Genomic DNA, 24822 nt, shown 5'->3' with positions numbered 1-24822 from the left:
GTGTGCTGGGATGGTTGCCATGGTGAACGTGGTGGCCGACGCGACGGGCCCGGTGCTCGTCCTGGGGGCGGCCGGCACGGGCAAGACGACCCTGCTGGTCGAGGCCGTGGCCGAGCGCATCCGCTCGGGGGCGGCCCAGCCGCTGGTGTTCGCGGCGACGCGGCAGGCGGCGTCCGAGCTGCGCGACGGCATCGTGCGGGCCGCCGGGCGCACCACGCTGGCGCCGCAGGTGCTCACCATCCATGCGTTCTGCCTGGCGCTGGTGCACCGGTGGGGCGACCCCGACGACGAGGTGCCGGGCCTACTGACCGCGCCCGAGCAGGAGTTCCGCATCCGTGAGCTGCTCCGCGGCTGGCGGGGGGAGTGGCCCGCCGAGCTCGAGGGCGCGGTCGGCACGCGGGGCTTCGCCCAGCAGGTGCGCGCGGTGCTGGCCCGCGCGCGGCAGCTGGGGCTCGGCCCCGAGGACGTGGCGGCCTTCGGGGCCGCCGCGGGCGAGCCGGCCTGGGTGACGGTCGGGGCGTTCATGGCCGAGTACCTGACGATCCTCGACGCCGAGGCCAAGCTCGACTACTCCGAGCTGGTGCACCGGGCGCGCATCCTGCTCGAGCGCGACGACGTGCTCGCCTCGGTGCGCCGCCAGTTCGGCGCGGTCTGGGTCGACGACTGGGCCGAACTCGACCCCGCCCAGATGGAGCTGGTGCGGGCGCTGGTGCCCGACGGCCTGCCCGTGGTGGCGCTGGCCGACCCCGACACGTCCATCTACCGCTTCCGGGGCGCGCACCCCCGGGCCGCGTCCGCGTTCCTGCAGCTGTTCACCGGGCCCGCAGTGACCCCGCGCGTCGAGGTGCTCGGCACGGCATGGGGCCGGTCGCAGGCCCAAGCCGGGGCGCTGGCGTCCGTGGCCCGGCGGCTGGGGGCGCCGGCCGTCGACGCCGACCTGGCGCAGGCCTATCGCACGCCGCGCCCGGCCGGCGCAACCGAGCTGCGCACGGTGCAGGCGCTCACCTTCCCCGACGAGGCGACGCAGGCGCGGCACATCGCCGGCGAGCTGCGCGCCGCACACCTGGACGAGGGGCTGGCCTGGGGTGAGATGGCGGTGCTGGTGCGGTCGGGGCGCTCCCAGATCCCGCCCCTGGCCCGGGCGCTCGCCGACGCGGGCATCCCGGTCGAGGTGGCGGGCGACGAGGTGGGCCTGGCCTCCGAGCTCGCCGTCCGGCCGCTGCTGCTGGCGCTGGAGGTGGCCGGCCGCGGGGGCGTCCCCGACGCCGACGAGGCGCACCGCCTGCTGCTGTCGGGCTGGGGTGGGCTCGACGCGGTCAGCATCCGCACGCTCGGCCGCCTGCTGCGGGGGTCGGACGCCGCAGCCGGCGGCACGCCCGCCCCCACCCTGGTGGCCGAGGCCCTCGGTGGGCTGCGGGCCCTGCCGCCCGAGCAGCCCGAGCTGGAACGCCGCCGGGACCTGCTCGCGTCGGCGGCCCGGCTCGTCGCTGAGGGGGCGCGCCCCGACGAGGTGCTGTGGGAGCTGTGGTCGGGCACCGCGTGGCCCGAGGCGCTGCGGGCCGAGGCGCTGCGGTCCGGCGATGGTGCGGCCCGGGCCAACCGCGACCTGGACGCGATCGTGGCGCTGTTCCAGCTGGCGCACGAGTCGCTGGCGCCCGGCGGCGCCGACGGCGTGGCGTGGTTCCTCGCCGAGGTCGCCCAGCAGCAGATCCCGGCCGACAGCCAGCGCGAGTCGGCCGTCTCGGGCCGGGGGGTCCGGGTGCTGACCGCGCACCGGGCCAAGGGCCGCCACTGGGCGTTCACCGTCGTGGCCGGGGTCCAGGAGGGCGTGTGGCCCGACGTGCGCCGGCGCGGCTCGGTGTTCGACGCGCAGCGCCTCACCTCGACCGGGCTGGGCGAGGGCGTGGTGACGCGCGAGCTGGTGGCCAGCGAGCGGAGGCTCTTCCTGCTCGCGTGCTCGCGCGCGCAGGGCCGGCTCCTGGTCACCGCGGTCGAGGGCACCGAGGGGGAGGAGGACCGCCCGTCCCGGTTCCTCACCGAGCTCGGCCTGCCCATCAGGCACGTGGGCGACCCGCCCGCCCGGCTGCACACCCTGCGTGCCCTGGTGGCCGAGCTGCGCCGCGTGGCCCAGGACGCGGAGCTGTCCCCGGGCCTGCGCGAGGCCGCCGCCGCACGCCTGGCCACGCTGGCCGACGCGGTCGACGACGACGGGCGTCCGCTGGCGCCCGACGCCGACCCCGCACGGTGGTGGGGGTTGCTCGACCCGACCGGGACGACGGCCCCGCCGCGCGGCGACGAGATCCGGCTCAGCCCCAGCCAGCTCGAGTCGGTGCTCACCTGCCCGCGGCAGTACTTCCTTGGCCGCGAGGTGAAGGCCGACCCCCCGCGCGGCTCCACCACCATCTTGGGCTCGGTCATCCACGCGGTCGCGGAGCGCGCGGCCACGGGGGAGCTGACGCAGGCGTCGGCGTCCGAGCTGCTGGACGAGGTGTGGGCGACGATCCCGTTCCCGGCCGCGTGGCTGTCGGCCTCCGAGCGGGCCGAGGCCGACGCCGCGGTGGAGCGGTTCGTGGCCTGGCAGGCGGGGCACGAGCACGCCGACGTGGTCGGGGTGGAGGTGCCGTTCCGCGCCGAGGTCGAGGTGGACGGCGAGACGGTGGTGCTGGCGGGGTCGGTGGACCGGCTCGAGCGCACCCCGGCCGGGGACCTGCGCGTGGTCGACTTCAAGACCGGCCGGTCGCTGCCCACGGTGGCCGATGCGGCGGCCAGCCCCCAGCTGGGGGTGTACCAGCTCGCCATCGAGCACGGCGGCTTCGATCAGCACGCGCCGGGGGCGCACGCGGTGGGCGCGAGCCTGGTCTACCTGCGGCACGACGGCTCACCGGGCTGGCCCAAGGACTTCCGGCAGCCCTCGCTGGCCGAGAAGCCGCACCTCACCGACGACCCCGAGGAGCGGGCCTACCCGACCTGGGTGCACCACAAGGTGGCGCAGGCGCGGCGGGTGCTCGCCTCCGGCCGGTTCGACGCGCAGCCCGGCGGGCACTGCCAGTGGTGCCCGGTCCGGTCGAGCTGCCCGGCCCGCACCGGGCAGGTGGTCTGACGTGGCGCGCTTCACCGACCGGTCCCAGGTGTCGGACGCCCTGGGCATCCCGTTCTCCGACCAACAACTCGACGCGATCACCGCCCCGCTGGAGCCCGGCGTCATCATCGCCGGCGCGGGGTCGGGCAAGACGACGGTGATGGCCGCCCGTGTGGTGTGGCTCGTGGGGACGGGGCAGGTGCGGCCCGAGCAGGTGCTGGGGCTGACGTTCACCCGCAAGGCCGCGGCCGAGCTCAGCTCCCGGGTCCGCGAGGCGCTGGCCCGGGCCGGGGTGGTCGACACCGACGGCATCGACGACGCCGGGGAGCAGCTGATCATGACCTACGACGCGTTCGCCGCCCGGCTGGTCGCCGACCACGGGCTGCGGATCGGGGTCGAGGGCGACGCGCGGATGGTGACCGGGGCGGCCCGGTTCCGGATCGCCTCGCGGGTCGTGGCCGCGGCGCCGGGGCCGTTCCACCAGGTCGCCCGGCTGCGGCCCGACTCGGTCACCGACAAGGTGCTGGCTCTCGACGGCGACCTGGCCTCGCACCTGGTCGACCCGGCCGACCTCGTGCCGCACGCCGAGGAATTCCTCCGCGACGTCGAGCAGTCGCCGCGCTCGCGGACCAAGGACCTCTACGCGTCGATGAAGAAGGCCGCCGCGGTGGCCGCCGAGCGGGTGGAGCTGGCCGGCCTCGTTGAGGGCTACCAGCGGGCAAAGCGCCAGCTGGGGGCGGTGGAGTTCGCCGACCAGATGGGCGTGGCCGCCGAGCTGGCCCGCCGCGTGCCGGCGGTGTCGGCCCTGCTGCGCGAGCAGTTCGCGGTGGTGCTGCTCGACGAGTACCAGGACACCTCCTCGGCCCAGGCCGAACTGCTCAAGGCGCTGTTCTCGGGGGCGACCGCCGCCGACGGGCGCGGGCACCCGGTGACCGCGGTTGGTGACCCGTGCCAGGCGATCTACGGCTGGCGCGGTGCGGCCGCGGCGAACATCATCACGTTCGCGCACGAGTTCCCGCAGGCCGACGGCACGCCGGCCACGCCGTACGCCCTCACCGTGAACCGCCGCTCGGGGCAGCGCATCCTGGACGCCGCCAACGCCCTGTCGGCGCCGCTGCGCGCCGACGAGGAGCTGCAGTGGGACGGCATCGACACCGACCTCGTCGCCCCGCCCGGCACGCCGCCCGGGGACATCCGGGTCGCCAGCTTCGACACGTGGCCCGACGAGGTGCGCTGGGTCGCCGACGACATCGCGGCCGCGCACGACTCCGGCCGGGCCCGGGCCTGGTCCGACATCGCGGTGCTGGCCCGGCGCAACGCCCACATCCGGCCGCTGTACGCCGAGCTCGTCGCCCGCGGGATCCCGGTCGAGATCGTCGGCCTGGACGGGCTGCTGCAGGTGCCCGAGGTCGCCGACGTGGTCGCGGTGCTGCGCGTGCTCGGCGACGCGACGGCGAACCCCGACCTGGTCCGGGTGCTCACGGGCCCCCGCTGGGCGATCGGTCCGGCAGACCTCGCGACCCTCGGGCGCCGGGCCCGCGAGCTGGCCGGCGCCCCCTCCTGGGACGACGTGCCCCCCGCCGAGCAGATCGCGCGCATCATCGACACCACCGAGGCCGCCCACGCCCCGAGCCTCGCCGAGGCACTCGCCGACCTCGGGGACGGGCCGTACTCGGCCGAGGCGCGCCGGCGCATGGCCGCGTGCGCGGCCGAGCTCGCTGCGCTGCGCGCCCACGCCGGGGGGCCGGTCACCGACCTGGTCCGGCGCGTGGTCACCAGCCTGGGGCTGGAGGTCGAGCTCGCGCTGCGCGGCCCGGGCGGCACCCGCCAGCTGGACGCCTTCGTCGCGCAGGTCTCGGGCTACACCGACGTGGACGGCGACGGGTCCCTGACCGGGCTGCTCGCCTGGCTGGCCGCCGAGGAGGACCGGGGGGTGGGCCTGGAACAGGCGGTGCCCACGGCGTCCGACTCGGTGAAGCTGCTCACGATCCACAAGGCCAAGGGCCTGGAGTGGGAGGACGTGTACCTGCCCGCGCTGGCCGACAAGGTGTTCCCCTCCGACCGGGTGCAGGGCAATTGGCTCAGCGCCTCGGCCGTGCTGCCCGCCGACCTGCGCGGCGACGCGGCGAACGTGCCGCAGCTGACGGACGTGTCGGATGCGGCCAGCAAGGGCTACGCACAGGCGCTGAAGGACGAGGCCCGCCGGGCCGACGACCGGCTCGCCTACGTCGCGGTCACGCGGGCGCGCCAGCACCTCGTGGCCACCACCCACGCGTGGAGCGACCTGAAGAACCCCCGCCAGCATTCGCCCTACCTGCGGGTGCTCGAGCGGTTCGCCGCCGAGGCCACCCACGCCGAGGTCTCCGCCGAGAACCCGCTCCTGGGTGAGGGCCGGGGCTTCCCGTGGCCGGCGCCGATGGACGCCGCCGCCCGGGCCCGCCGGGCCGAGGCCGCGGCGTCCGTGGAGCGGGCGCGGGCAGGCGACCGGCCCGACCCCGACGGGTTGCTGCTCGACGAGGCGGCCGTCGTCGCGACGTGGGACGCGGCAGCCGACCAGCTGCTGGCCGAGGCACGCCTGCGCCGGGCGGACGCCGGGGTGGCCCTGCCGCCCTACCTGTCGGCGACCGCCCTGATCGCGCTCGAGGACGACGCCGAGGGTTACCTCGCCGCCCTCGCCCGGCCGATGCCCCGCCCGCCCCGCCGGGCCGCCCGGGTGGGCGAGCTGTTCCACGCGTGGCTCGAGCGCCGGTTCGTGGCGACCCCCACGCTGCTGGAGGACCCCGACGAGGACGTGGCCACCGACGCCGACCTCACCCGGTTGGTGGCCGCGTTCGAGGCCGGTCCCTTCGCCGACCGGACGCCGCACGCCACCGAGGTGCCGTTCTCGCTGTTCCTCGCCGGCCAGGTCGTGCGGGGGCGGATCGACGCCGTGTTCACCGACCGGGGCCGACCCGAGGTCGTGGACTGGAAGACCGGCTGGGGCCGGGCCAACCCGCTGCAGCTCGCCGTCTACCGGCTCGCGTGGGCCGAGCTGAACGGGCTGGCCGTCGACGACGTGGACGCCGCGTTCTTCGACGTCACCCGCGGGGTGCTGGTGCGGCCGTCCGGGCTGCCCGACCGCGCGGGGCTGGAACGCCTGGTGGGCAGGCTGACGCCCACTCGCTAGGGTCGGCCCCATGGAACCGTGGGTCTCGACGAGCCGGCTCGAACGCGTGCTGGACGGGCGCCTCGACTCGGCCTGGGTGGCCGAGCAGTGGCGGCACACCGGCGCGCGCGTGATCGGCGTCGACGACCGGTCGAACGTCTCCTCCGACGACACGGGCGACCAGCTGCGCTGGATCACCCCCGGCGGCGCCTACGACCCCGAGCACCACTTCCTCATCGGCTCGGTCGACGGCGCCCCGTGGTTCGCCGTCGCCGCGACGCCCGAGGGGCCCTCGGCGTCCCTGCGGCAACTGGGCGGCGTGCTGCCCGAGACCGAGGCCGACATCGCCACGACCGCCGTGGCGCTGGTCAACTGGCACCGGGTCGCCCCCTACTGCGGGCGTTGCGGTGCGCTCACCGAGGTCCGCGAGGGCGGGCACATGCGCTGGTGCGAGGCGTGCCAGCGGGCGCGCTTCCCGCGCACCGACCCGGCGGTGATCGTCGCGATCCTCGACGACGCCGACCGCCTGCTTCTGGGCCACCACGCCGGGTGGGAGCCGACCCGGGTGTCGATCCTGGCCGGCTTCGTCGAGGCGGGGGAGAGCCTCGAGATGGCCGTGCACCGCGAGATCCGCGAGGAGTCGGGTCTCGAACTGCGCTCGCTGCGCTACGTCGGCAGCCAGCCCTGGCCCTTCCCGCGGTCGCTGATGCTGGGCTTCGTCGCCCGGGCGGTCGGCGCCGAGGTCGCCGTCGACGGCGCCGAGATCGAGTGGGCCAACTTCTACACCGTCGGGGAGCTCGACCGGCTGGTCGACGCGGGCGAGCTGACCCTGCCCATGACGTCGTCCATCGCCTCGCGGATCATCACCGCTTGGCGCGAGGGTCGGCTCACGGCCTGACCTCGTCGCCTTCGTCGACGCTGCACCCTGAGGACAACGGATCGGTCGATCCCTATGCTTGGCTGGCCCACGCCGACCGGCCGGGCAGCGACCGATCAGGGGGACCCATGGCGCACGCCGCCGACAGCCACGACGTCATCCGCGTGCAGGGCGCGCGCGTCAACAACCTGCGCGACGTCTCCCTCGACATCCCCAAGCGCCGGCTGACCGTCTTCACGGGCGTGTCGGGCTCGGGCAAGAGCTCGCTGGTGTTCGACACCATCGCGGCCGAGAGCCAGCGCCTCATCAACGAGACCTACTCGGCCTTCGTCCAGGGCTTCATGCCGACCCTCGACCGGCCCGACGTCGACCTGCTCGACGGGCTGACCACGGCGATCGTCGTCGGCCAGGAGCGGCTGGCGCCCAACATCCGCTCCACCGTGGGCACGGTGACGGACGCCAACGCCCTGCTGCGCATCCTGTTCAGCAAGCTGGCCACCCCGCACATCGGCTCGCCGCAGGCCTTCTCGTTCAACGTGCCCTCGGTCACCGGCGGCGGTGCCATCAAGGTCGACAAGGGCGTCGGCGCGACGAAGGTCGTGAAGCAGTTCACCGTGGTCGGGGGCATGTGCCCGCGCTGCGAGGGCACCGGCAGCATCAAGGACATCGACCTCGACGAGCTCTACGACGCCTCGAAGTCGCTGAGTGAGAACCCCTTCAAGATCCCGGGCTACTCGATGGACGGGTGGTACGGCCGCATCTTCGCCGGCTCGGGCTTCTTCGACGTGGACAAGCCGATCGCCGACTACACCCAGCGCGAGCTCCACGACCTGCTCCACAAGGAGCCGACCAAGATCAAGGTCGAGGGCATCAACCTGACCTACGAGGGCCTGATCCCGAAGATCAGCAAGTCGATGCTCGCCAAGGACCCCGAGGCCATGCAGCCCCACGTCCGGGCGTTCGTCGAGCGCGCCGTCGTGTTCGGCACCTGTCCCGACTGCGACGGCACCCGGCTGGCCGAGGGCGCCCGCACCGCGAAGCTGGCCGGCATCACGATCGCCGACGCCTGCGCGATGCAGGTCTCCGACCTCGCCGAGTGGGTGCGCGGCCTCGACGAGCCCTCCGCCGCGCCGTTGCTGGCCGGCCTGGGCCACCTCCTCGACTCCTTCGTCGCCATCGGCCTGGGCTACCTCTCCCTGGCCCGGCCCTCGGGCTCGCTCTCGGGCGGCGAGGCGCAGCGCCTCAAGATGATCCGCCACCTCGGCTCGTCCCTGACCGACGTCACCTACGTCTTCGACGAGCCCACGGTCGGGCTCCACCCCCACGACATCGACAAGATGAACGAGCTGCTCCTCCAGCTGCGCGACAAGGGCAACACGGTGCTCGTCGTGGAGCACAAGCCCGAGGTGATGGCGATCGCCGACCACGTCGTCGACCTGGGCCCGCGCGCCGGCTCCCACGGCGGCGAGGTCGTCTTCGAGGGCGACCTGGCCGGGCTGAGGGCGTCCGACACCCTGACCGGACGCCACCTCGACGACCGCGCCTCGCTCAAGCCCGAGGTCCGGACGCCGACGGGCCACCTGCCCATCCGCGGCGCGTCCGAGAACAACCTGCAGGACGTGGACGTCGACGTCCCCACCGGGGTGCTGGTCGTGGTCACCGGCGTGGCGGGGTCGGGCAAGAGCTCGCTCATCCACGGTTCGCTGGGTAGGCGCGACGACGTGGTCACCGTCGACCAGGGCGCGATCAAGGGGTCACGCCGCTCCAACCCGGCCACCTACACCGGCCTGCTGGAGCCCATCCGCAAGGCCTTCGCCAAGGCCAACGGGGTCAAGCCCGCCCTGTTCAGCGCCAACTCCGAGGGCGCCTGCCCGACGTGCAACGGCGCCGGCCAGGTGTTCACCGAACTCGGGTTCATGGAGACCGTCGCCTCGACCTGCGAGGAGTGCGAGGGCAAGGGCTTCCGGCCCGAGGTGCTGGAGTTCACCCTCGGCGGGCGGAACATTCGCGAGGTGCTCGACATGCCCGTCGACGAGGCCGTCTCGTTCTTCGCCGAGGGCGAGGCCAAGCTGCCCGCCGCCCACACGATCCTGAAGCGGATGGCCGACGTCGGCCTGGGCTACGTGCACATCGGGCAGCCGCTGAACACGCTGTCGGGCGGCGAACGCCAGCGGCTGAAGCTGGCCACGCACATGGGGGAGAAGGGCGGCACCTACATCCTCGACGAGCCGACCTCGGGCCTGCACCTGGCCGACGTGGACCAGCTCCTGGGCCTGCTGGACGCCCTCGTCGACGCCGGCAAGAACGTGATCGTGATCGAGCACCACCAGGCCGTCATGGCGCACGCCGACTGGGTCATCGACCTCGGTCCGGGTGCGGGCCACGACGGCGGCCGGGTCGTGTTCGAGGGCACGCCCGCCCAGCTGGTCGCCGACGGCTCGACCCTCACCGCCCAGCACCTGGCCCGCTACGTGGGAGCCTAGGGCGTGTCGCGTAACTGGTCTCGTAGGCAGATGATGGTGCTGGCCAGGACGAGGCCGGCGCGGTAGTTGCGAGCGAGTTTGTCGTAGCGGGTGGCGATGGCGCGGAACTCCTTGATCCGGTTGAAGAAGCGTTCCACCACGTTCCTGCCCTTGTAGATGGTGGGATCGAAGGCAGGTGGGCGACCGCCGCGGCTGCCCTTGGCCTTGCGACGGGCGATCTGGTCGGAGCGTTCGGGGATGGTCACCTTGATCCTTCGCCGCCGGAGCTCGGTTCGGGTCGAGGGATGGGAGTAGGCCTTGTCCGCGACCACCCGGACAACCCGGTGAGGGGCAAGATCGATCACATCCAACAGGCGGGGGTTCTCACCGGCCTGACCCGGGGTGACCACCAGCGAGCACAGGTGACCGGAGGCGTCGACCAGGGCGTGGGACTTCGTCGTCCACCCGCCACGGGAGTGCCCCAAGGCGTGATCAGCTGGTTCGGCCCGAGGATTCTTGTAGTTCGGTGGATCCCCCTTTTCGGGCGCCGGCAGCGTGCTTGTGGGCCCGCACGATCGTGCCGTCCACCACCGCGACCAGACCTTCTGCCTCCGGTGAACCGGCGATGGCGGTGAGGATCTTGTCCCAGGTACCGTCCTGGGCCCACGCGTTGAAGCGGCGCCACAAGCTCGACCACGATCCGAACTCGGCCGGCACGTCCCGCCACGGCGACCCCGTCCGCAACCGCCAACAGATGCCCTCCACCGTCCGCCGGTGGTCATTCCACGGACGGCCGCCCTTCGCGCCCCCACGCGGCATCAACGGCTCAATCCGCGCCCACATCTCGTCACTGAACTGAGGACTCCTGGTCACAAAGACAACCCTGACCCCCACCACCCAAATCAGTTACGCGACACGCCCTAGGCGGCCACCAGCCCACGGCGCTGCAGGACGTCGTCGCTGCGCTCGGCGACCATCGCCTCGAGCACGGCGAGGGCGTCCTCCTCGTCGGAGCGCACGGCGATGGCGACCTCGGCCACGAGGGGCGCGACGCCCTCCTGCAGGAGGTCCTTCTCGGCCAGCGAGAGCCCACGTTCGGATGGATGACGGTCTGGCCCACGGTGAACTGCACGGCTCCCTCTCACTACGTCGTTCGGTGGTCCGATTCTATCGAACATGCGTGCGATGGTTGCCGTCTGTTGCCACCGTCACCGCAGGCGTTGCGCCAACCGGCTCATCCGGCGAGCGGGGTTCGCGACGGCCTCGGCGACGGCCTCGGGGTCACCCAGGAGCAGCACCGAGGACCGCGCGCGGGACACCGCCGTGTACAGCAGTTCGCGGGTCAGCAACGGCGAACCCGGGGGCGGGAGGACCACCGAGACGTCGTCGAACTGGCTGCCCTGCGCCTTGTGGACGGTCATCGCGTGCACCGAGGTGAGCCCGTCGAGCAGGAAGGGCGAGAACGACTTCGGGACCCCGCCCGGGGCGAACCAGGCCTGGGGCCGGTCTTCGTCGACCAGCACGACGCCGGTGTCGCCGTTGTAGAGGCCGAACTCGGGCCGGTTGGCGGTCACCATCACCGGACGCCCCGCGTGGAACTCGCCGTCCACCGAGTAGCCCGGCACACCCTCGACGAGCCAGGACTGGACCTGCCGCGTCCAGTGCGCCACCCCGAACGGGCCACGCCGGTGGCCGCACAGGAGGCGGTGGGCGTCCAGGGCGGCCAAGGCCCCGTCCGGGCGCCCCGCGGCGGCCGCCTCGAACACGCGGCCGCCCGAGGCGACCACCCGCTCGCGGAGCGAGGTCGCCCCCTCGGCCACCCCGGCGAGGCGCACCGAGGGATCCGGCCCTGTCAGGACGGCCAGCGCGGCGTCGGCGTCCCCGGTGCGGATCGCGGTGGCCAGGTCGGCGATCGCCCCGGTGAACCGGTAGTTGCGCACCAGCCGGGCCACGATGCCCGCGGCCGCGGGGGCGCGGGTGATGTCGGCGAGCACGCTGCCGGCGTCGACGGAGGACAGCTGGTCGGGGTCGCCGACCATCACGAGGCGGGCCGAGGGCTTGAGGGCCTCCAGCAGCCGGCTCATCATCACCATCGAGACCATGGACATCTCGTCGACGACCACGACGTCGTGCGGCAGCGGGTTGTCGGCGTGGTGCCGGAACCGGGTCATCGAGCCGGGGCGCTTGCCGAGGAGTGCGTGCAGGGTCAGCGCCGTCAGCGAGCCGTCGCCCAGCGACTCGGTCATGCGGGCCGCCGCCTTGCCCGTCGGGGCGGCGAGCGCGACGAGGGCGTCGGGGTGTTCGGCGCGCAGCCGGTCGATGATCCGGCGGATCGTGTAGGTCTTGCCCACCCCCGGCCCGCCGGCGATGACGGTCACGGGGCTGGTCAGCGCGAGGTCCACCGCCGCGTCCTGGCCCTCGGGCTCGCCGGTGTGCGGGGCCGAGCCCAGGCGCGCCAGCAGGGCCCGGCGCACGGACTCCTGGTCGGCGAAGTGCCGCTCCAGGTACAGGGCCCCGTCGACGAGCCGGAGCGGACGCTCGCCCGCGGGGCCGTCACCAGCGGTGACGGCCGGGCTGGCCTGCAGCGCGGCCTCCCACCCCGGCTGGTCGGGCCACCAGTCGTCGGGGATGGTGACCTCCTCCTCGCCGAGGTCGAGTTCGCGGATGCGGTCCAGCTCCACGCAGATCGATCCCGAGCGCAGTGCGCGGACGGTGAGCGCCAGCGCGAGCTGGACGCGCTGGTCCTTCTCGCCGAACAGGTGGCCGAGTTGCTGGGCGGGGTGGACGTCGCCCCAGGTCAGGGCGCCGGCCCGGTTGAAGTCGGCCAGCAGGCCGGTCGCGCTGACGGCGACGTGGGACTCGGTCATGCGGCACCTCCGGCCAGCAGGCGGGACGTGGCCAGGACGAGCGCCGTGGGCGGGCGCCACGCGAACACGCCGAGGGGGGAGCCGTCGACCACGGGGGTGTCGGGCCCGGCCATGCCGCGCACGAACAGGTAGAGCACGCCCGCGAGGTGGCGCTCGGGGTCGTATCCGGCCATGCGCAGGCGCAGGAACCGGTGCAGCGCCACGCAGTACAGCAGCGCCTGCAGCGGGTAGTGGCTGGCCATCATGGCCTCGGCCATGGCGGCGGGCGTGTAGTGGCCCAGCGTCAGCTCCTCCTCGACCCCGGCCAGCCGGTTCGTCTTGTAGTCCACGACGAGGAAGCCGGTCGTGTCCTCGCCCTCGCGCAGCCGCAGGACCGAGTCCACCGACCCCGTCAGGAAGCCGTGGAGCACCTGGTCGGCCAGGCCCGGGTGGTCGAGGCGGGCTGCGTACCCCGCGAGCGGGTCGTCGGCCGGCAGGTGCTCGGCGAGCAGGGCGGCGACGTCGGCCAGCGTGGCGGCGGGGTTGTCGAGGGCGAACTCGAAGTCCATCTCGGACAGGCGGTCGGCGGGGCCGAAGCTGCGCAGGGTGCGGCCCGGTGCCAGGACCCCCAAGGGGGTGGTCAGCGAGGGCTCGAGCGCGGACGCCAGCGCCGCGGCCTCGACGTCGCCCAGTGGCCAGCGGCGCAGGGCCTCGGCCACCGCGTCGGACAGGGCCGCGCGCCAGTCGTCGCCCGTGGCGTCGGTGTGCTCGTAGATGGCGTGGACCAGCGTGCCGAACGCGGCGCCGGCGGGGAGGCCGGCCATCGGGGAGGGCTGCGCCCAGGTCGGGTCGGCGTCCACCTCGAGGTCGGTGACGAGTTCGTCGGCCACCAGCGGCGAGTCGACGACCGGGGCGAACTCGTGGGCGGCCGCGGTCAGCCCCGAGTAGGAGGTGCGCCGCCAGTCGCGGTCGATGGTCCGGGTCCACGGCCGGGCCCGGAGCTCATCGGGGGCGGGGAGCACGGCGGCGTACCCCGACCCGGCCGGGGCGGCGGACTGGTCCACCCGGACGCAGGCGACCTGGGACCCGGCGAGCCAGGCCAGCCCCACGGGGGAGCCGCCGCCGGGCAGCTCGCGGGTGGGGTAGCTCAGCGCGGGGCGGGCCGGGGACCCCGGGTCGTGTGTCGCGTGGAGCAGCCGGTGGAGGGGGGATGCCGCGGTGTCCCAGTGGTGGGCCCACCACGCGACCACCCGCGACTGGGCGCGGGTCAGCCCGACGTACAGCGAGCGCAACGACTCGTCGGCCTCCTCGGTCCGCCACCGCTCCCAGCGGTCGGAACGGGCCGGCGTCCGGCGCCCCGCCACGTCGAGCAGCCGACCGTCGCCGCGGGGGAGCACCAGCTGGCGCCCGGTGTCGCGGTCGGCCTCGCGCTGGTGGCTGACCTCGGGCAGCAGGACGACCGGCCACTGCAGGCCCTTGGCGCGGTGCACGGTCATGACCTGCACGGCGTCGGCGTCGGTGTCGCGCCGGCGGGTGCTGTCGCCCCCGCCCAGCGACGCCCCCTCGCGCTCGCCCACCAGCCACGCGACCAGCTCGCGCGCCCGGCCCGCGCCGGACCCGGACCCGTGGTGGTGCAGCAGCTCGGCGAGGTGCCGGTGGTCGGTGACCAGCCGCTCCCCGTCGGGGCGGGAGAGCAGCCGGGCCCGGAAGTCGGTGTCGGCGTCGAACGCGGCGAACAGCGCCGGGACGCCGTGGCGCTCCAGCACCCGGGCCCAGGTGTGCACGAGGAGGGTCCAGCGCTCGACGGCACGCTCGTCGGCCGAGGCGAGCTCGGCCACGGTGGCCCCGACGAAGTCGGTCAGGAAGGCCCGGCGCAGGTACGGGCGCCGGGGCTGGTCGAGGGCCCGCAGCAGGGTCAGCCAGTCGCCGGCGGCCGCGGTGGCGAGCACGCTGTTGGACCCGTTGAAGGTCGCCGGCACGCCCGCCGCGGCGAGCGCCGTCGCCAGCTCCTGCCCGCGCTCGTTCGACCGGACCAGGACGGCGATGTCGGACGGGGCGAGGCCGCCGCCGGGCCGGCGCAGGGGCGCGGAGGGGCTGAGCAGGTCGCCGACGACCGCCACGAGGTCACGGGTGATGGCGTTGCGGGCGGTCGCCGGGTGGACGGCCTTCTCGGCCTCGACGGCGCGCACCTGGACGCCCTTCTCCCACGGCGTCCCGGTGGCGCCGACGAGGCGCGCCCGCCGCGCGGTCGCCACGGGTGGCACCCCGATGTCGGCGCCGAGCCGGACCCCGTCGAACAGGGTCGCCACGCCCTCCACGACCTCGGGGTCGGAGCGGTGGTTGACCCCCAGCGTCGTGCGGGCGTCGGCGGCACCCACCGCCAGCGCGTAGGTGTGCACGTCGCCGCCGCGGAAGCCGTAGATCGCCTGCTTGGGGTCGCCGATGAGCACGAGCGTGCCCACCCCCGAGAACGCCTGCCGCAGCACGCTCCACTGGGTGGGGTCGGTGTCCTGGAACTCGTCCACCAGCACCACGGGGAACCGCGCCGCCAGCCGGGCCCGGGCCTGCGCGCCCGTGGCGGGGTCGGACAGCGCCTGGTCCAGCCGGGTCAGCTGGTCGTCGAAGGAGAACAGCCGCCGCTCGGCCTTCCGCCGCTCGACCTCGTGGCGCACCGACTCGGCGAACGCGACCCGCGCGCCGGCCGGCCCGGGGGAGCCCGCGCCGACGAGGTCCGCGACCTCGCTGACGGCCTGGCGGGCGATCTCCTGCGCGCCGGGGTCGGCGTCCCACTGCTTGCCGAACGGGAAGGGTGCGCCGTGGGGCTCGTCGGCGAACATGCGGACGTACACGTCCTCGGCGGCCTCGTCGGCCAGCCCGCGCAGGTCCTCGACGAGCGACGACTGGGGGGTCTGGGGGGCCAGGATTCCCAGCCCGGCGAGCATGCCGTGGCAGAACTCGTGGGTGGTCATGATGGCGGCGCGGTCGAAGCGCGCGAACGCGGTGGCGAGCCGGTCGGCCCGCCGCGCGACCTCGTCGGCGGGTGCGTCGGCCAGGTGCGCCGCCACCGCCTCGAGGGGCCGGACGCCCCCGGCTGCGGCCCGCAGCGCCTCGGCGGTGTCCCGGATGCGCTCGCGGACGCGCGAGCGCAGCTCGGCCGTCGCCGCCCGGGAGAAGGTGATCAGCAGCAGGTGGTCGACCTCGGCCGCCCCCTCCGCGAGGTAGCGGGCGGCCAGGGCGGCGATGGCGAAGGTCTTGCCGGTGCCCGCCGACGCTTCGAGCACGGTGGTCCCCGACGGCAGGGGGCCGGTGAGGTCGAACAGCGTCGGGTTCACGGCGTCGCCTTCCTGATCGGCTCCCACACCCGCATCGCGAGCGCACCGAGCTGGGTGTCCTCCGCGGGGTGGCCCCACGGGTCGTCGGCCTCGCGGCGCAGGGCCCACGGCGTCCGGTCGCCGGGGAACCAGAGCTTCCACACCTCGTCGCGGTCCCACCGCCACAGCTTTTCCAGCTGCTCGGTCGTGTCCTTGGGGTCGCGGCCGCGGGCCCGGTCCTCGACCCAGAACTGGGCCACGCGCGGGGGCAGCGGCAGCACGCGCTCGGTCGCGTGGCCCGCCAGCACGACGAGGTCGGCCAGGAACGCCCGCGCAAGATCGGCCGGTGGCGCCACCAGGCGCTGGGTACCGCGCCCCCCGACCAGCACGGCGTCGGTGCGCCGGCCGAGCTGGACCGTCAGCGCCAGCAGCCGCACCCAGGCCTCGCCCAGGTGCCGGGGGCCGACGCTGCCGTAGTGGGACTCGGCGAGCACCCCACCGCGCAGCGCGAACCGCCCGGTGAGGCGCACCCCGTCGACGTCGAGGTCGACGACCTGCACCTCGGGCGGGGCGTCGGCGACCGCCAGGAAGTCGCGGTGCACGCGGCCGGCCTTGGCCGCGATGCCGCGGATGGCCTCCGCCCCGAGGTTGCGCGGCGGCAGGCCGCCGCTGAGCCACTGGGCGGTGGTCACGGCGTCCAGCGTGTGCCCGGCACGGAGGGCGCCGAGCATCGCGTCCCCGACCTGCCAGGCCTCGAGGTGGCCCAGCTCGAGCGGGATGGAGTCGGCGGGCGGTTCGTCGTCGCCCAGCGTGAGGTCGGCCCGCTCCTTGAGCAGGAACCGGCCCGGGTGCTTGAGCAGGGCGGCGAGACGGTCGACGCCCAGCTCGGTGAGGGGGGTGGTGCGGTGCAGGTGGCCGACGGCCCACCGCTCGGGAGCCGGGGTGCGCTCGGCGACGAGGGCGCGCGCCCCGTCCAGGGCGGTGACGTCGAAGGAGGACGGGGCGTCGACGAAGTTCGTCCAGGCGAAGCCCTGCAGGGAGGCCCGGCGCACGGCCGCCTCCCCGCCCACGGCCTCGATCAGCTCCTGCACCCCTGCCGGCGGGTGGTGGGGTTCGGGCGTCAGCGACGACTGGCCCTGGTAGACCACCACGAGGTGGTCGCGCGCGGCGAGCAGCGCGTCCAGCACGGCCTGGCGGTCGTCGGCCCCGGGGTCGGGGTCGCCGGGGGCGGGATCGCGGGCGAGCAGGTCGTCGCCGTCGCCCAGCCCGCGCCGGGGGAAGCTGCGCTCGTCGAGCCCGACGAGGCAGACGACGCGGTGGGGGACCCGGGCCAGGGCCTCGAGGGAGCACACCACGAGGGCGCCGCTGCCGAACGCCGGGCGGACGCCCCGCTCGGCGAAGGCGTCGGTGAGCAGCGCGAGCGCGTCGGCCGGGGCGAGCCGGGCGCCACTGGCCGCGCCGCGCGCCTCGATGGACTCGAGCAACGCCCAGACCTGGGACAGCTGCCACCCCTCGGCGAACGGCACGTCGGCCATCAGCTCGACGGCGTCGCGCAGGCGGGCGACCCACTCGGCGACCGTGCCGTCGCCCGACAGGGTGCGGACCAGGCGCGACACCCGGCTGACCAGCTCGGCCAGCGCCCCCACGAGGCCGGTGTCGGTCGAGGACACGTCGTCGACGGTCGCCACCACGCCCACGCTGGCGAGGTGGTCGTCGCTGAACGCCTCGCCCAGCACGAGCCGCTGGACGCCCAGCTGCCAGGTGTTCTGCTGCACGTCGCGCAGGCCGAAGCGGGCGCGGTGCTCGGGGTTGATGCCCCACCGGATCGCCGACGCCGCCACGAGCTCCTCCAGCCGCTCGAGCTGGTCGGGGCCCAACCCGAACCGGCGCGCGACGAAGGGGTGCGCCGCCAGGTCGAGCAGCTGGGACGCCGTCGCCCGGCTCGCGCCGAGGGTCAGCAGGTCGCGCAGCAGCGAGAACAGCTGGTTCGCGCCCGCCGCGTCGGCCTCCACGACCTGGAGCCGCAACCCGGTCGCGGGGTGCCGCCAGGCGCGGGCGGTGCCACCCGGGTCGGTGAAGGCCGCCGCCAGGTGGGGGGCCAGCGCCGCGGGGTCGGGGCAGGCCACCACCACGTCGCGGGGTTCGAGCGTCGGGTCGTCGGCGAACAGGCCGGTCAGCACCTCGCGGAGCACCTCGACCTGGCGGCCGGCCGCGTGGCTGGCGTGCACCTGGACCGTGCCGTCGTCGACGGGCTCGGGGACGGGGACGCCGGCCAGCACCGAGGCCTGCAGACGGCCCAGCGCGGTGGCCCGGGGCGCGTGGTCGTCGTGGACCTCGACGACGGGGGAGAGCGCCGACCACTGCGCCTGCGCCTCGCGGGCCGCGCGGCCCAGGCTGCTGCCCAAGGCGTTCGCGGGCGCCTCCGGCCCGGAGGCGGGCAGCCAGACGTGGACGGGCACCCGGGTGGCCAGGGCCGCCAGCAGCGCCCGCTGCACGGGCGTGGAGCGGCGCGGGGCGAACACGTGCACGGCGGGCCACGGCACCGGCACGCGGCCGGCCGCGATCGCGGCGGCCAGGCCGGCCCGGCGGGCGACCGGGTCCTCCCCGGTCGCGTGGTCGTGCAGGGCGGACCAGAGCCGGACCTGCCAGCCGTCGAAGCCCAGGGCCGCCGCCTCGGCCTCGGGGTCGGACGACCAGGCGGCCAGCATCGCGGGCCGGTGGTCGGCGTAGCGGCGCAGCAGCCTGCTGACCCGCAGGGCGTTGGCGTAGCGCTGGTCGTTGGCAGCCAGGTGGGCCGCCAGGGGCTCCAGCCCCGGGGACCCGGCGCCGACGGCGGCGAGGACCGCCCACACGAGGCGCTCGGCCTCCCACCCGTCGACCGCCCCCTCGCCGGTGAGCAACCGCTCGAGGGCGCCCACCCGGTGAACGTCGAAACCGGCGAACACGCCCTCGCCGTCGGCGGCGCTCGCGCGGGCCACCTGCTGGCCGAGCCAGCGCTGCACCCCCGCGCCCGGGACGAGCAGGAGGGGGCGGGCGAAGGGGTCGCCCTCGCTGGCCGAGGCCGCCACGAAGGCCCGGGCCAGGGTGCCCAGGTCGCCGGCGGTGTGGAGGCGCATCTCGTTCATCGCAGATCACCCTAGAGGGCGGCCCCGACAATTCCCCGCGGCCCGAGAACAGAACGGACACCGTGAGGGTTGAAACTTCGACCAACGATGCGAGAGGACCCCTCCATGACGCCCGCCGCGACCGCGACCCGCAACGCGACCGACCTGCCCATCGCCCCCCTCCTGGCGCAGCGGTGGAGCCCGCGCGGGTTCGACGCCGACCACGTCATCAACAGCGACGAGCTGGTCTGCATCGTGGAGGCCGCCCGCTGGGCGCCGTCCGCGGGCAACACCCAGCCGTGGGCGTTCGCCGCCGCGCGCCGCGGCACCGAGGCGTTCGCCGCCATCCACGCGACGCTGGCCGGGTTCAACCAGGTCTGGACGCCCGCGGCGTCCGCCCACGCGACCGCGCAGGTGGAGCACCTGGGCCTCAACGCCCACCAGATGGGCGGCTTCGACGCGGACGCCCTCCGCACGGCCCTCGACCTGCCGGAGGGCGTCCGGCCCCTGGTGGTCATGGCCGTGGGCCGCCACGACGACTCCGACGCGGTCGCGCCCCAGGTGCGCGAGCGGGACGCCGCGGCCCGCAGCCGCCTGCCGCTGGCCGAGGTGCTGCTCGTCGCGCAGTGAGTGTCGGCGGGGCCGCCTAGAGTGCTGGGCGTGACCGCCGATCCCGACCGCATCCTCGAAGGACTCGACCCCGAGCAACGCCGTGCCGCCACGGCGCTGGAGGGGCCGGTCGTCGTCCTCGCGGGTGCCGGTACCGGCAAGACGCGCGCCATGACCCACCGCATCGCCTACGGCGTCGCCACCGGAACCTTCGACCCCACCGCCGTCCTCGCGCTCACCTTCACGACGCGCGCGGCCGGCGAACTGCGCGAGCGCCTGCGCGCGCTGGGGGTGGGCCGGGTGCAGGCGCGCACGTTCCACTCGGCGGCGCTGCGCCAGGCCCAGTACTTCTGGCCGCGCGCCTACGGCACCGAGCTGCCCCCGGTGGCCGACAACCGGCTGGGCCTGGTCGCCGACGCGCTGCGGCGGGACCGGTTGCAGCCCGACACCGGGCTCCTGCGCGACGTCGCGGGCGAGATCAGCTGGGCGAAGGTCAGCAACGTGGCGCCGGGGGAGTACGCGGCGCTCGCCACCGGTCGTGGGCGCGCCGTGAACGGCGTCGCGCCCGACCAGGTGGGCCGGGTGCTGGCCCACTACGAGGCGGTCAAGGCCGCACGTGGCGTGATCGACTTCGACGACATCCTGCTGTGCACTGCGGGCCTGCTGGCCGACGACGCCGACGTCGCGGGCGAGGTGCGCCGCACCTACCGGCATTTCGTCGTCGACGAGTATCAGGACGTCAGCCCCCTCCAGCAGGCGCTGCTCGACCTGTGGCGGGGCCCGTCGGAGGAGATCTGCGTGGTCGGCGACCCCGCCCAGACCATCCACTCCTTCGCCGGGGCGCAGGCGTCCTTCCTGACCGGCTTCACCCGCCGCCACCCCGACGCGACCGTGGTCGAGCTGGTCCGGGACTACCGCTCGACCCCGCAAGTCGTCGCCCTCGCCAATGCCGTGGTGCGCGGCCACGGGCCCGGCGTCGAACTGCGGGCCCAGCGGCCCGACGGCCCCGACCCGGCGTTCGCCGCCGCCGCGAGCGAGGCGGCCGAGGCCGGCGACGTCGCGGCCTGGCTGCGGGCCCGGCACAGCGCCGGGACGCCGTGGCACGAGATGGCGGCGCTGTACCGCATCCACGCCCAGTCGCCCGCGCTGGAGGCCGCGCTGGCCGACGCCGCGATCCCGTTCACCACCCGGGGCAGCGAGGGCTTCTTCGAGCGCGCCGAGGTGCGCGCCGCCCTGCGCGCGCTCGCGGCCACCGCCAAGGTCGGGCCCGACGAGCCGCCCGGGCAGGCGCTGCGGGCCGCGCTGGCCGGCCTCGGCTTCACCGACGAGCCCCCCGCCGGGCAGGGCACGGCGCGGGAGCGCTGGGAGTCCTGGTCCGCCCTGGCCGGGCTGGGCGACGAGTTCGCCCGCACCCACCCCGAGGCCGACGTGGCGGGCCTCGTCGACGAGCTCGAGACCCGTGCGCGGGCCCAGCACGCGCCCATCGGGCAGGGCGTCACCCTGTCCACCCTGCACGCGGCCAAGGGCCTGGAGTGGGACGCCGTGGCGATCATCGGCGCGCACGAGGGGAGCCTGCCCTTCGTCCTGGCCACGTCGCCCGAGCAGGTCGCCGAGGAACGACGCCTGTTCTACGTCGGGGTGACCCGCGCCCGCGAGCACCTGCGGGTCTCGTGGTCGGTCACCCGCAACGGCGGGGGCCAGCGGCGGCGGCAGAGCCGCTTCCTGGACGGGATCGTGGCGGACGCGGCCCCCGCGGCGACGGCGTCCCGGGGTGGCCGGAAGCGGGGCACGACCTCGGCGCTCTCGCAGACCTGCCGGGTGTGTGGCCGCGGCCTGACCACGGGCGCCGAGCGCAAGCTGCGCCGGCACGCCGACTGCGAGGCGACCTACGACGAGGCGACGTGGGAGGCGCTGCGCGCCTGGCGCAAGGCCGAGGCCGACGCGGCGAGCATGCCCGCCTTCGTGGTCTTCACCGACGCGACGCTGATGGCGATCGCCGAGCAGATGCCGGGCGACCTCGCGGCGCTGGGCACGATCAGTGGCGTGGGCCGTACCAAGCTCGAGCGTCACGGCGCCGGGGTGCTGGCCGTGCTGGCCGAGCACCGCTGACGGGCCCTACGCGGCGGCGAGCACGCACCCGCAGTCGGGGTGGCGCGGCCAGCGGCGCGCCCCCAGCGCGCCGGTGTGGGCGTCCAGTTCCAGGGTCGTCCCGCCCGTCTCAGGCACCTGGCCGGAGCGCCAGCACGCCACCTGCGCGGCAGCCATCGCGGCCGCCCAGGCCGCCTGCCGGGGTGCGGGGAGGTGCTCGCTGCGGCACAGCTGGGCCAGCAGGTGCGGCCAGCCGGGGTCCAGCTCCCGCCGGACGAGGTCGGAGCAGTGGACGCACGCGGTCCGTCCCGGGACGACGAAGGGGCCGACCACCGCGCGCTCCGGTTCCGCGCGCACGACCAGGTGGGGGATGCCCGCGGCCGTGAGGTCCCGGGTGAGCACCCGGTCGGGCTCCACCGTCGCCGTGCATACGACGACGAGGCCCACCGCGTCGGTGGCGGCCCGGGTGCCGGTGCGGACGGCCATCCCCTCGCCGGCCAGGAGCTCGGCGACGTGCTCGGCCAGCGGCCCGGTGCCGAGCACCGTCGCGGTGCCGGCGTGACCGGCGGGCTCGGGCGCGAGGAGCCCGCGGTCGAGGAGGGCACCCAGGACGCGGTCCAGGTCCTCACGGGGGACCAGCGGCACCAGGCGCGACACCTCGAGCGGGGTGCGGGGGGAGCGGAAGGCGCGCAGGGCGGCGTCCGTGCCGGCGGGGACGTCGGCCAGGACCAGGCCGTCCTCGCAGTCGAGGCCGAGTTGGAGGCGCCCGTCGGGGCGCCAGAGGACGCACAGGGGGCGGGTGAGGGTCAGGCGTGGGGTGGGCACGCGCACCAGCGTGCCGCAGCGGGGGCGTCGGGGGGAGGGACCACGGAGGACGGACAACAATCGGACAACACCGTCCCGTCCGGGGACGGACGAGGGGCGCCGGGAATGATCCCGACGCCCCTCGTGGCTGTCTGCCGAGGACTCAGGCCTTCGGCAGGAAGCGGGTGAGGTTGGTGCCGCACTCGGGGCACTTCGCCTTGGCAATGCGGGTGCCCTTCTCGTTGACAGAGACGGCGCCCTCGGCCTCGCGGTGGTCCTTGCACTTCACGCAGTAGAACTTGCCGCTGTAGGTGTCGTTCGACACGGGTTTCCTCCTGGCTGTTCGGTTCCCCACCGGACTCCCGCTGGGACTGACCCTGCCAAGCATAGGGGAAACGCCCACAGGGACCGCGCAGCGACAAGGCAAGACCCCCGGGCGTGTCGGACGCCTGCCTTCCCCTGCGGGCATCCGACCCCTTCCCGGGGGTCCTGCGCACAACCTACTGGCCGCCGACGCGCGGGGTCAAACATGCGTCCTACGCTGTGAACCATGGCCCAGGAGGACTACGAGGTGCGCACCTCGACGCGGCGGACGCGGACCATGACCGCGTTCCGGGAGGGCGGCAGGCTGGTCGTCGTGGTGCCCGACCACATGACCGCCCGGCAACGCCGTGACCTCGTGCCGGGGCTCGTGGCCCGCTTCCTGGCCAAGGAGGCGCGCAACCGCCCGCCGCGGGCCGACGACGAGCTCACCGCCCGCGCCAAGGACCTGTACCGCACGCACATCGCCCCGCACGCGTCGGGGCCCGAGCCGGCCATCGGGGTGCGCTGGGTGTCGAACATGTCCCAGCGTTGGGGGTCGTGCACGATCGCCACGGGGGAGATCCGGATCAGCGACCGGCTGCGCACGCTGCCGACCTGGGTGGTCGACTACGTCCTGTTGCACGAGGTCGCGCACCTGGAGGAGCGGGAGCACAGCGCCCGGTTCTGGCAGCTGGTCAACGCGCACCCGTCGTCGTCGCGGGCGCGCGGCTTCCTCGAGGGCGTGGACTTCGCCGCCCGCAACCCGGCCTGAGTCAGTCGGCCCGGGGCCCCTCGCCGCCGCGCTCCTCCTCGATCAGGCGTGCCAGCGCCGCGTCGAGGTCGTCCAGCTCGGCCGCGGCCTGCTCGGCCACGTGGCCGTGGGCGGCGAAGCCGAGCGGGTCGTCCAGGTCGGCGCCGGTGGGCACGAGATCGGGGTGGCTCCACACGGCGTCCCGCTCGTCGACGCCCTTGGCGCTGCGCACGGCGGCCCACACGTTCGCCGCGTCGCGGACGCGGCGGGGGCGCAACTCGAGGTTGAGCAGGGTCTTGAGCGCGCTCTCGGACGCCCCGGCGCTCGCACGGCGGCGGCGCACCATCTCCAGCAGCGCGTCGGCGCGCGGCATCAGGTTCGCGGTGGCCTGCGAGACCACGTCGTCGACCCAGCCCTCGACGTTGGCGACCAGCGTCTCGAGGCGGCCCAGGATCTCGACCTGCTCCTCCGACAGCGCCGGCTGGAAGATGCGCCCGGCCATCTGCTGGCCGAACTCCTCCATCTTCTCGGGGGTCAGCCCGCCCTGCATCTGGGCCTCCATGGCCTCCTCGAACGCCGAGGGGTCGATGCTGATGCCGCGCGCGTAGTGCTCGATGAGCGCCAGCATCTGGGGGCCCAGCCAGGCCACGTTGGCGAAGAGCCGCTGGCGTGCGGCCTCGCGCAGGGCCAGGTAGAGGCGGACGTCGGCGAGCGGCACGTCCAGCCCCTCGGCGAAGTGGGAGATGTTGGTCGGCAGCAGCGCGACCACGGGCTTCGGGGTCAGCGGGAAGCCGAGGTCGGAGCCCGAGAGCACCTCGGTCGCGAGGCGTCCGATGCCCTGGCCGACCTGGGCCGACAGCATGCCGGCGGCGGCCATCCGCATCATGGGTTCCATCATCTGCACCATGGCGGCGGCCTCGGGCTCTGCCCGCTGCAGCAGCGACCCGACCGCGGCGGCCAGCGAGTTGGAGACGCTGCCGGCCAGCTGCTCCCACGTCCCGATCGTGGCCTCCACCCACTCGGCGCGGCTCCAGGTGGCCGCCGAGGCCGACGTGCGGCCGAACGAGGTGTGCTCGTCCAGCCACAGTTCCGCCAGCCCGACCGTGTCGCGGATCGCGACCGCCTCGGACGCCGCGGGCGACGGGTCCGGCCCCGAGGACGCCGTCACCTTGCGGGCGATGTCCTTGATGAGCGTCCAGTTGAGCCCGTCGCCGGTCCCGGTGCCGGCCGCCGACATCTGGCGGCTGAACTGCTGCATCGCCTGCTGCAGGGGACCCATCAGCTGGTTGAGGTCGAAGGTGCCGTCCGGGCCGGGCGTGATGCCGAACTGCCGGAGGAACTCCTCCATCGGGTTCGGCTGGTCCTCGGCTGCCATGGTCTGACTCCCTTCCTCGACGCCCCCATTGTGGTGCATCGGGCAAGGGGGGGCGTCCGGACCGCACG

General features: G+C 75.0%; 14 protein-coding genes and 1 pseudogene. 7 read left to right on the top strand and 8 right to left on the bottom strand.

Annotated elements, in window-relative coordinates; genetic code table 11:
- The first annotated feature begins 19 nt into the window (after window positions 1-19).
- The 4 genes from J4N02_RS09420 to J4N02_RS09405 all read left to right on the top strand — a co-directional run bounded on the left by J4N02_RS09420 (window position 20) and on the right by J4N02_RS09405 (window position 9584).
- Entirely contained in the window at window positions 20-3100 is a 3081-nt protein-coding gene (locus J4N02_RS09420; RefSeq protein ID WP_188334243.1) for an ATP-dependent DNA helicase, read from the top strand.
- A gap of 1 nt (window position 3101) precedes the next feature.
- Window positions 3102-6245 carry an ATP-dependent DNA helicase gene (locus J4N02_RS09415; protein ID WP_188334244.1) on the top strand — a complete coding sequence of 1048 codons (3144 nt, stop codon included), beginning with the start codon at window positions 3102-3104 and terminating at the stop codon, window positions 6243-6245.
- A gap of 10 nt (window positions 6246-6255) precedes the next feature.
- Window positions 6256-7122: an NAD(+) diphosphatase gene (gene nudC / locus J4N02_RS09410; RefSeq protein ID WP_188334245.1), complete on the top strand. Its 867-nt coding sequence runs from the start codon at window positions 6256-6258 to the stop codon at window positions 7120-7122.
- 107 nt (window positions 7123-7229) lie between these two features.
- Complete coding sequence (locus tag J4N02_RS09405; RefSeq protein WP_188334246.1) at window positions 7230-9584, top strand: excinuclease ABC subunit UvrA; 2355 nt, start codon at window positions 7230-7232, stop codon at window positions 9582-9584.
- Here the strand turns inward: J4N02_RS09405 and J4N02_RS09400 are convergent.
- The 5 genes and pseudogenes from J4N02_RS09400 to J4N02_RS09385 form a co-directional block, all read right to left on the bottom strand.
- Window positions 9581-10436 (bottom strand): annotated as a pseudogene (locus J4N02_RS09400) (IS5 family transposase). The gene J4N02_RS09405 and the pseudogene J4N02_RS09400 sit on opposite strands and share 4 nt — an antisense overlap.
- 47 nt (window positions 10437-10483) lie before the next feature.
- Window positions 10484-10741, bottom strand: coding sequence for a hypothetical protein (locus J4N02_RS17415; RefSeq protein ID WP_375539373.1), 258 nt, complete (start codon window positions 10739-10741; stop codon window positions 10484-10486).
- 30 nt (window positions 10742-10771) lie between these two features.
- Entirely contained in the window at window positions 10772-12430 is a 1659-nt protein-coding gene (gene recD, locus J4N02_RS09395) for an exodeoxyribonuclease V subunit alpha (RefSeq protein WP_188334638.1), read from the bottom strand.
- Window positions 12427-15741, bottom strand: a complete 3315-nt coding sequence (locus tag J4N02_RS09390) for a UvrD-helicase domain-containing protein (protein WP_188334639.1) — start codon at window positions 15739-15741, stop codon at window positions 12427-12429. The genes recD and J4N02_RS09390 overlap by 4 nt, the downstream gene beginning before the upstream one ends.
- Window positions 15738-18845 (bottom strand): exodeoxyribonuclease V subunit gamma, encoded by a 3108-nt coding sequence (locus tag J4N02_RS09385; protein WP_188334640.1) that lies wholly within the window; start codon window positions 18843-18845, stop codon window positions 15738-15740. The genes J4N02_RS09390 and J4N02_RS09385 overlap by 4 nt, the downstream gene beginning before the upstream one ends.
- A 105-nt stretch (window positions 18846-18950) precedes the next feature.
- Between J4N02_RS09385 and J4N02_RS17195 the strand changes: the two genes are divergently transcribed.
- Together J4N02_RS17195 and J4N02_RS09375 are read left to right on the top strand one after the other, a co-directional pair.
- Window positions 18951-19454 carry a nitroreductase family protein gene (locus J4N02_RS17195; protein WP_188334641.1) on the top strand — a complete coding sequence of 168 codons (504 nt, stop codon included), beginning with the start codon at window positions 18951-18953 and terminating at the stop codon, window positions 19452-19454.
- A gap of 30 nt (window positions 19455-19484) precedes the next feature.
- Entirely contained in the window at window positions 19485-21542 is a 2058-nt protein-coding gene (locus J4N02_RS09375) for an ATP-dependent DNA helicase UvrD2 (protein ID WP_309224428.1), read from the top strand.
- Window positions 21543-21548: 6 nt separating this feature from the next.
- Here J4N02_RS09375 and J4N02_RS09370 read toward each other — a convergent pair whose 3' ends face one another.
- Window positions 21549-22346 carry a hypothetical protein gene (locus tag J4N02_RS09370; RefSeq protein WP_188334642.1) on the bottom strand — a complete coding sequence of 266 codons (798 nt, stop codon included), beginning with the start codon at window positions 22344-22346 and terminating at the stop codon, window positions 21549-21551.
- Between the two features lie 142 nt (window positions 22347-22488).
- Window positions 22489-22650, bottom strand: coding sequence for a DUF5679 domain-containing protein (locus tag J4N02_RS09365; protein ID WP_165490092.1), 162 nt, complete (start codon window positions 22648-22650; stop codon window positions 22489-22491).
- 225 nt (window positions 22651-22875) lie between these two features.
- On the opposite strand from J4N02_RS09365, the gene J4N02_RS09360 reads away from it, so the two are divergent.
- Window positions 22876-23400: a M48 family metallopeptidase gene (locus J4N02_RS09360; protein ID WP_182817739.1), complete on the top strand. Its 525-nt coding sequence runs from the start codon at window positions 22876-22878 to the stop codon at window positions 23398-23400.
- Between the two features lies 1 nt (window position 23401).
- Here the strand turns inward: J4N02_RS09360 and J4N02_RS09355 are convergent, their stop codons facing one another.
- A complete protein-coding gene (locus tag J4N02_RS09355; RefSeq protein ID WP_188334643.1) occupies window positions 23402-24754 on the bottom strand; it encodes a zinc-dependent metalloprotease in 1353 nt (450 codons plus the stop codon).
- Window positions 24755-24822: the final 68 nt, after the last annotated feature.

Source organism: Propioniciclava sp. MC1595 (assembly GCF_017569205.1).
Lineage (GTDB): Bacteria > Actinomycetota > Actinomycetes > Propionibacteriales > Propionibacteriaceae > Propioniciclava.
This window is presented reverse-complemented; position numbering and strand designations above follow the sequence as displayed.

Bases quoted from the DNA above. Each gene is read 5' to 3' on its own strand.
- J4N02_RS09420 (WP_188334243.1), top strand. From the start codon at position 20: ATGGTGAACGTGGTGGCCGACGCGACGGGCCCGGTGCTCGTCCTGGGG.
- nudC (WP_188334245.1), top strand. From the start codon at position 6,256: ATGGAACCGTGGGTCTCGACGAGCCGGCTCGAACGCGTGCTGGACGGG.
- J4N02_RS09405 (WP_188334246.1), top strand. From the start codon at position 7,230: ATGGCGCACGCCGCCGACAGCCACGACGTCATCCGCGTGCAGGGCGCG.
- J4N02_RS17415 (WP_375539373.1), bottom strand. From the start codon at position 10,741: ATGTTCGATAGAATCGGACCACCGAACGACGTAGTGAGAGGGAGCCGT.
- recD (WP_188334638.1), bottom strand. From the start codon at position 12,430: ATGACCGAGTCCCACGTCGCCGTCAGCGCGACCGGCCTGCTGGCCGAC.
- J4N02_RS09385 (WP_188334640.1), bottom strand. From the start codon at position 18,845: ATGAACGAGATGCGCCTCCACACCGCCGGCGACCTGGGCACCCTGGCC.
- J4N02_RS17195 (WP_188334641.1), top strand. From the start codon at position 18,951: ATGACGCCCGCCGCGACCGCGACCCGCAACGCGACCGACCTGCCCATC.
- J4N02_RS09360 (WP_182817739.1), top strand. From the start codon at position 22,876: ATGGCCCAGGAGGACTACGAGGTGCGCACCTCGACGCGGCGGACGCGG.
- J4N02_RS09355 (WP_188334643.1), bottom strand. From the start codon at position 24,754: ATGGCAGCCGAGGACCAGCCGAACCCGATGGAGGAGTTCCTCCGGCAG.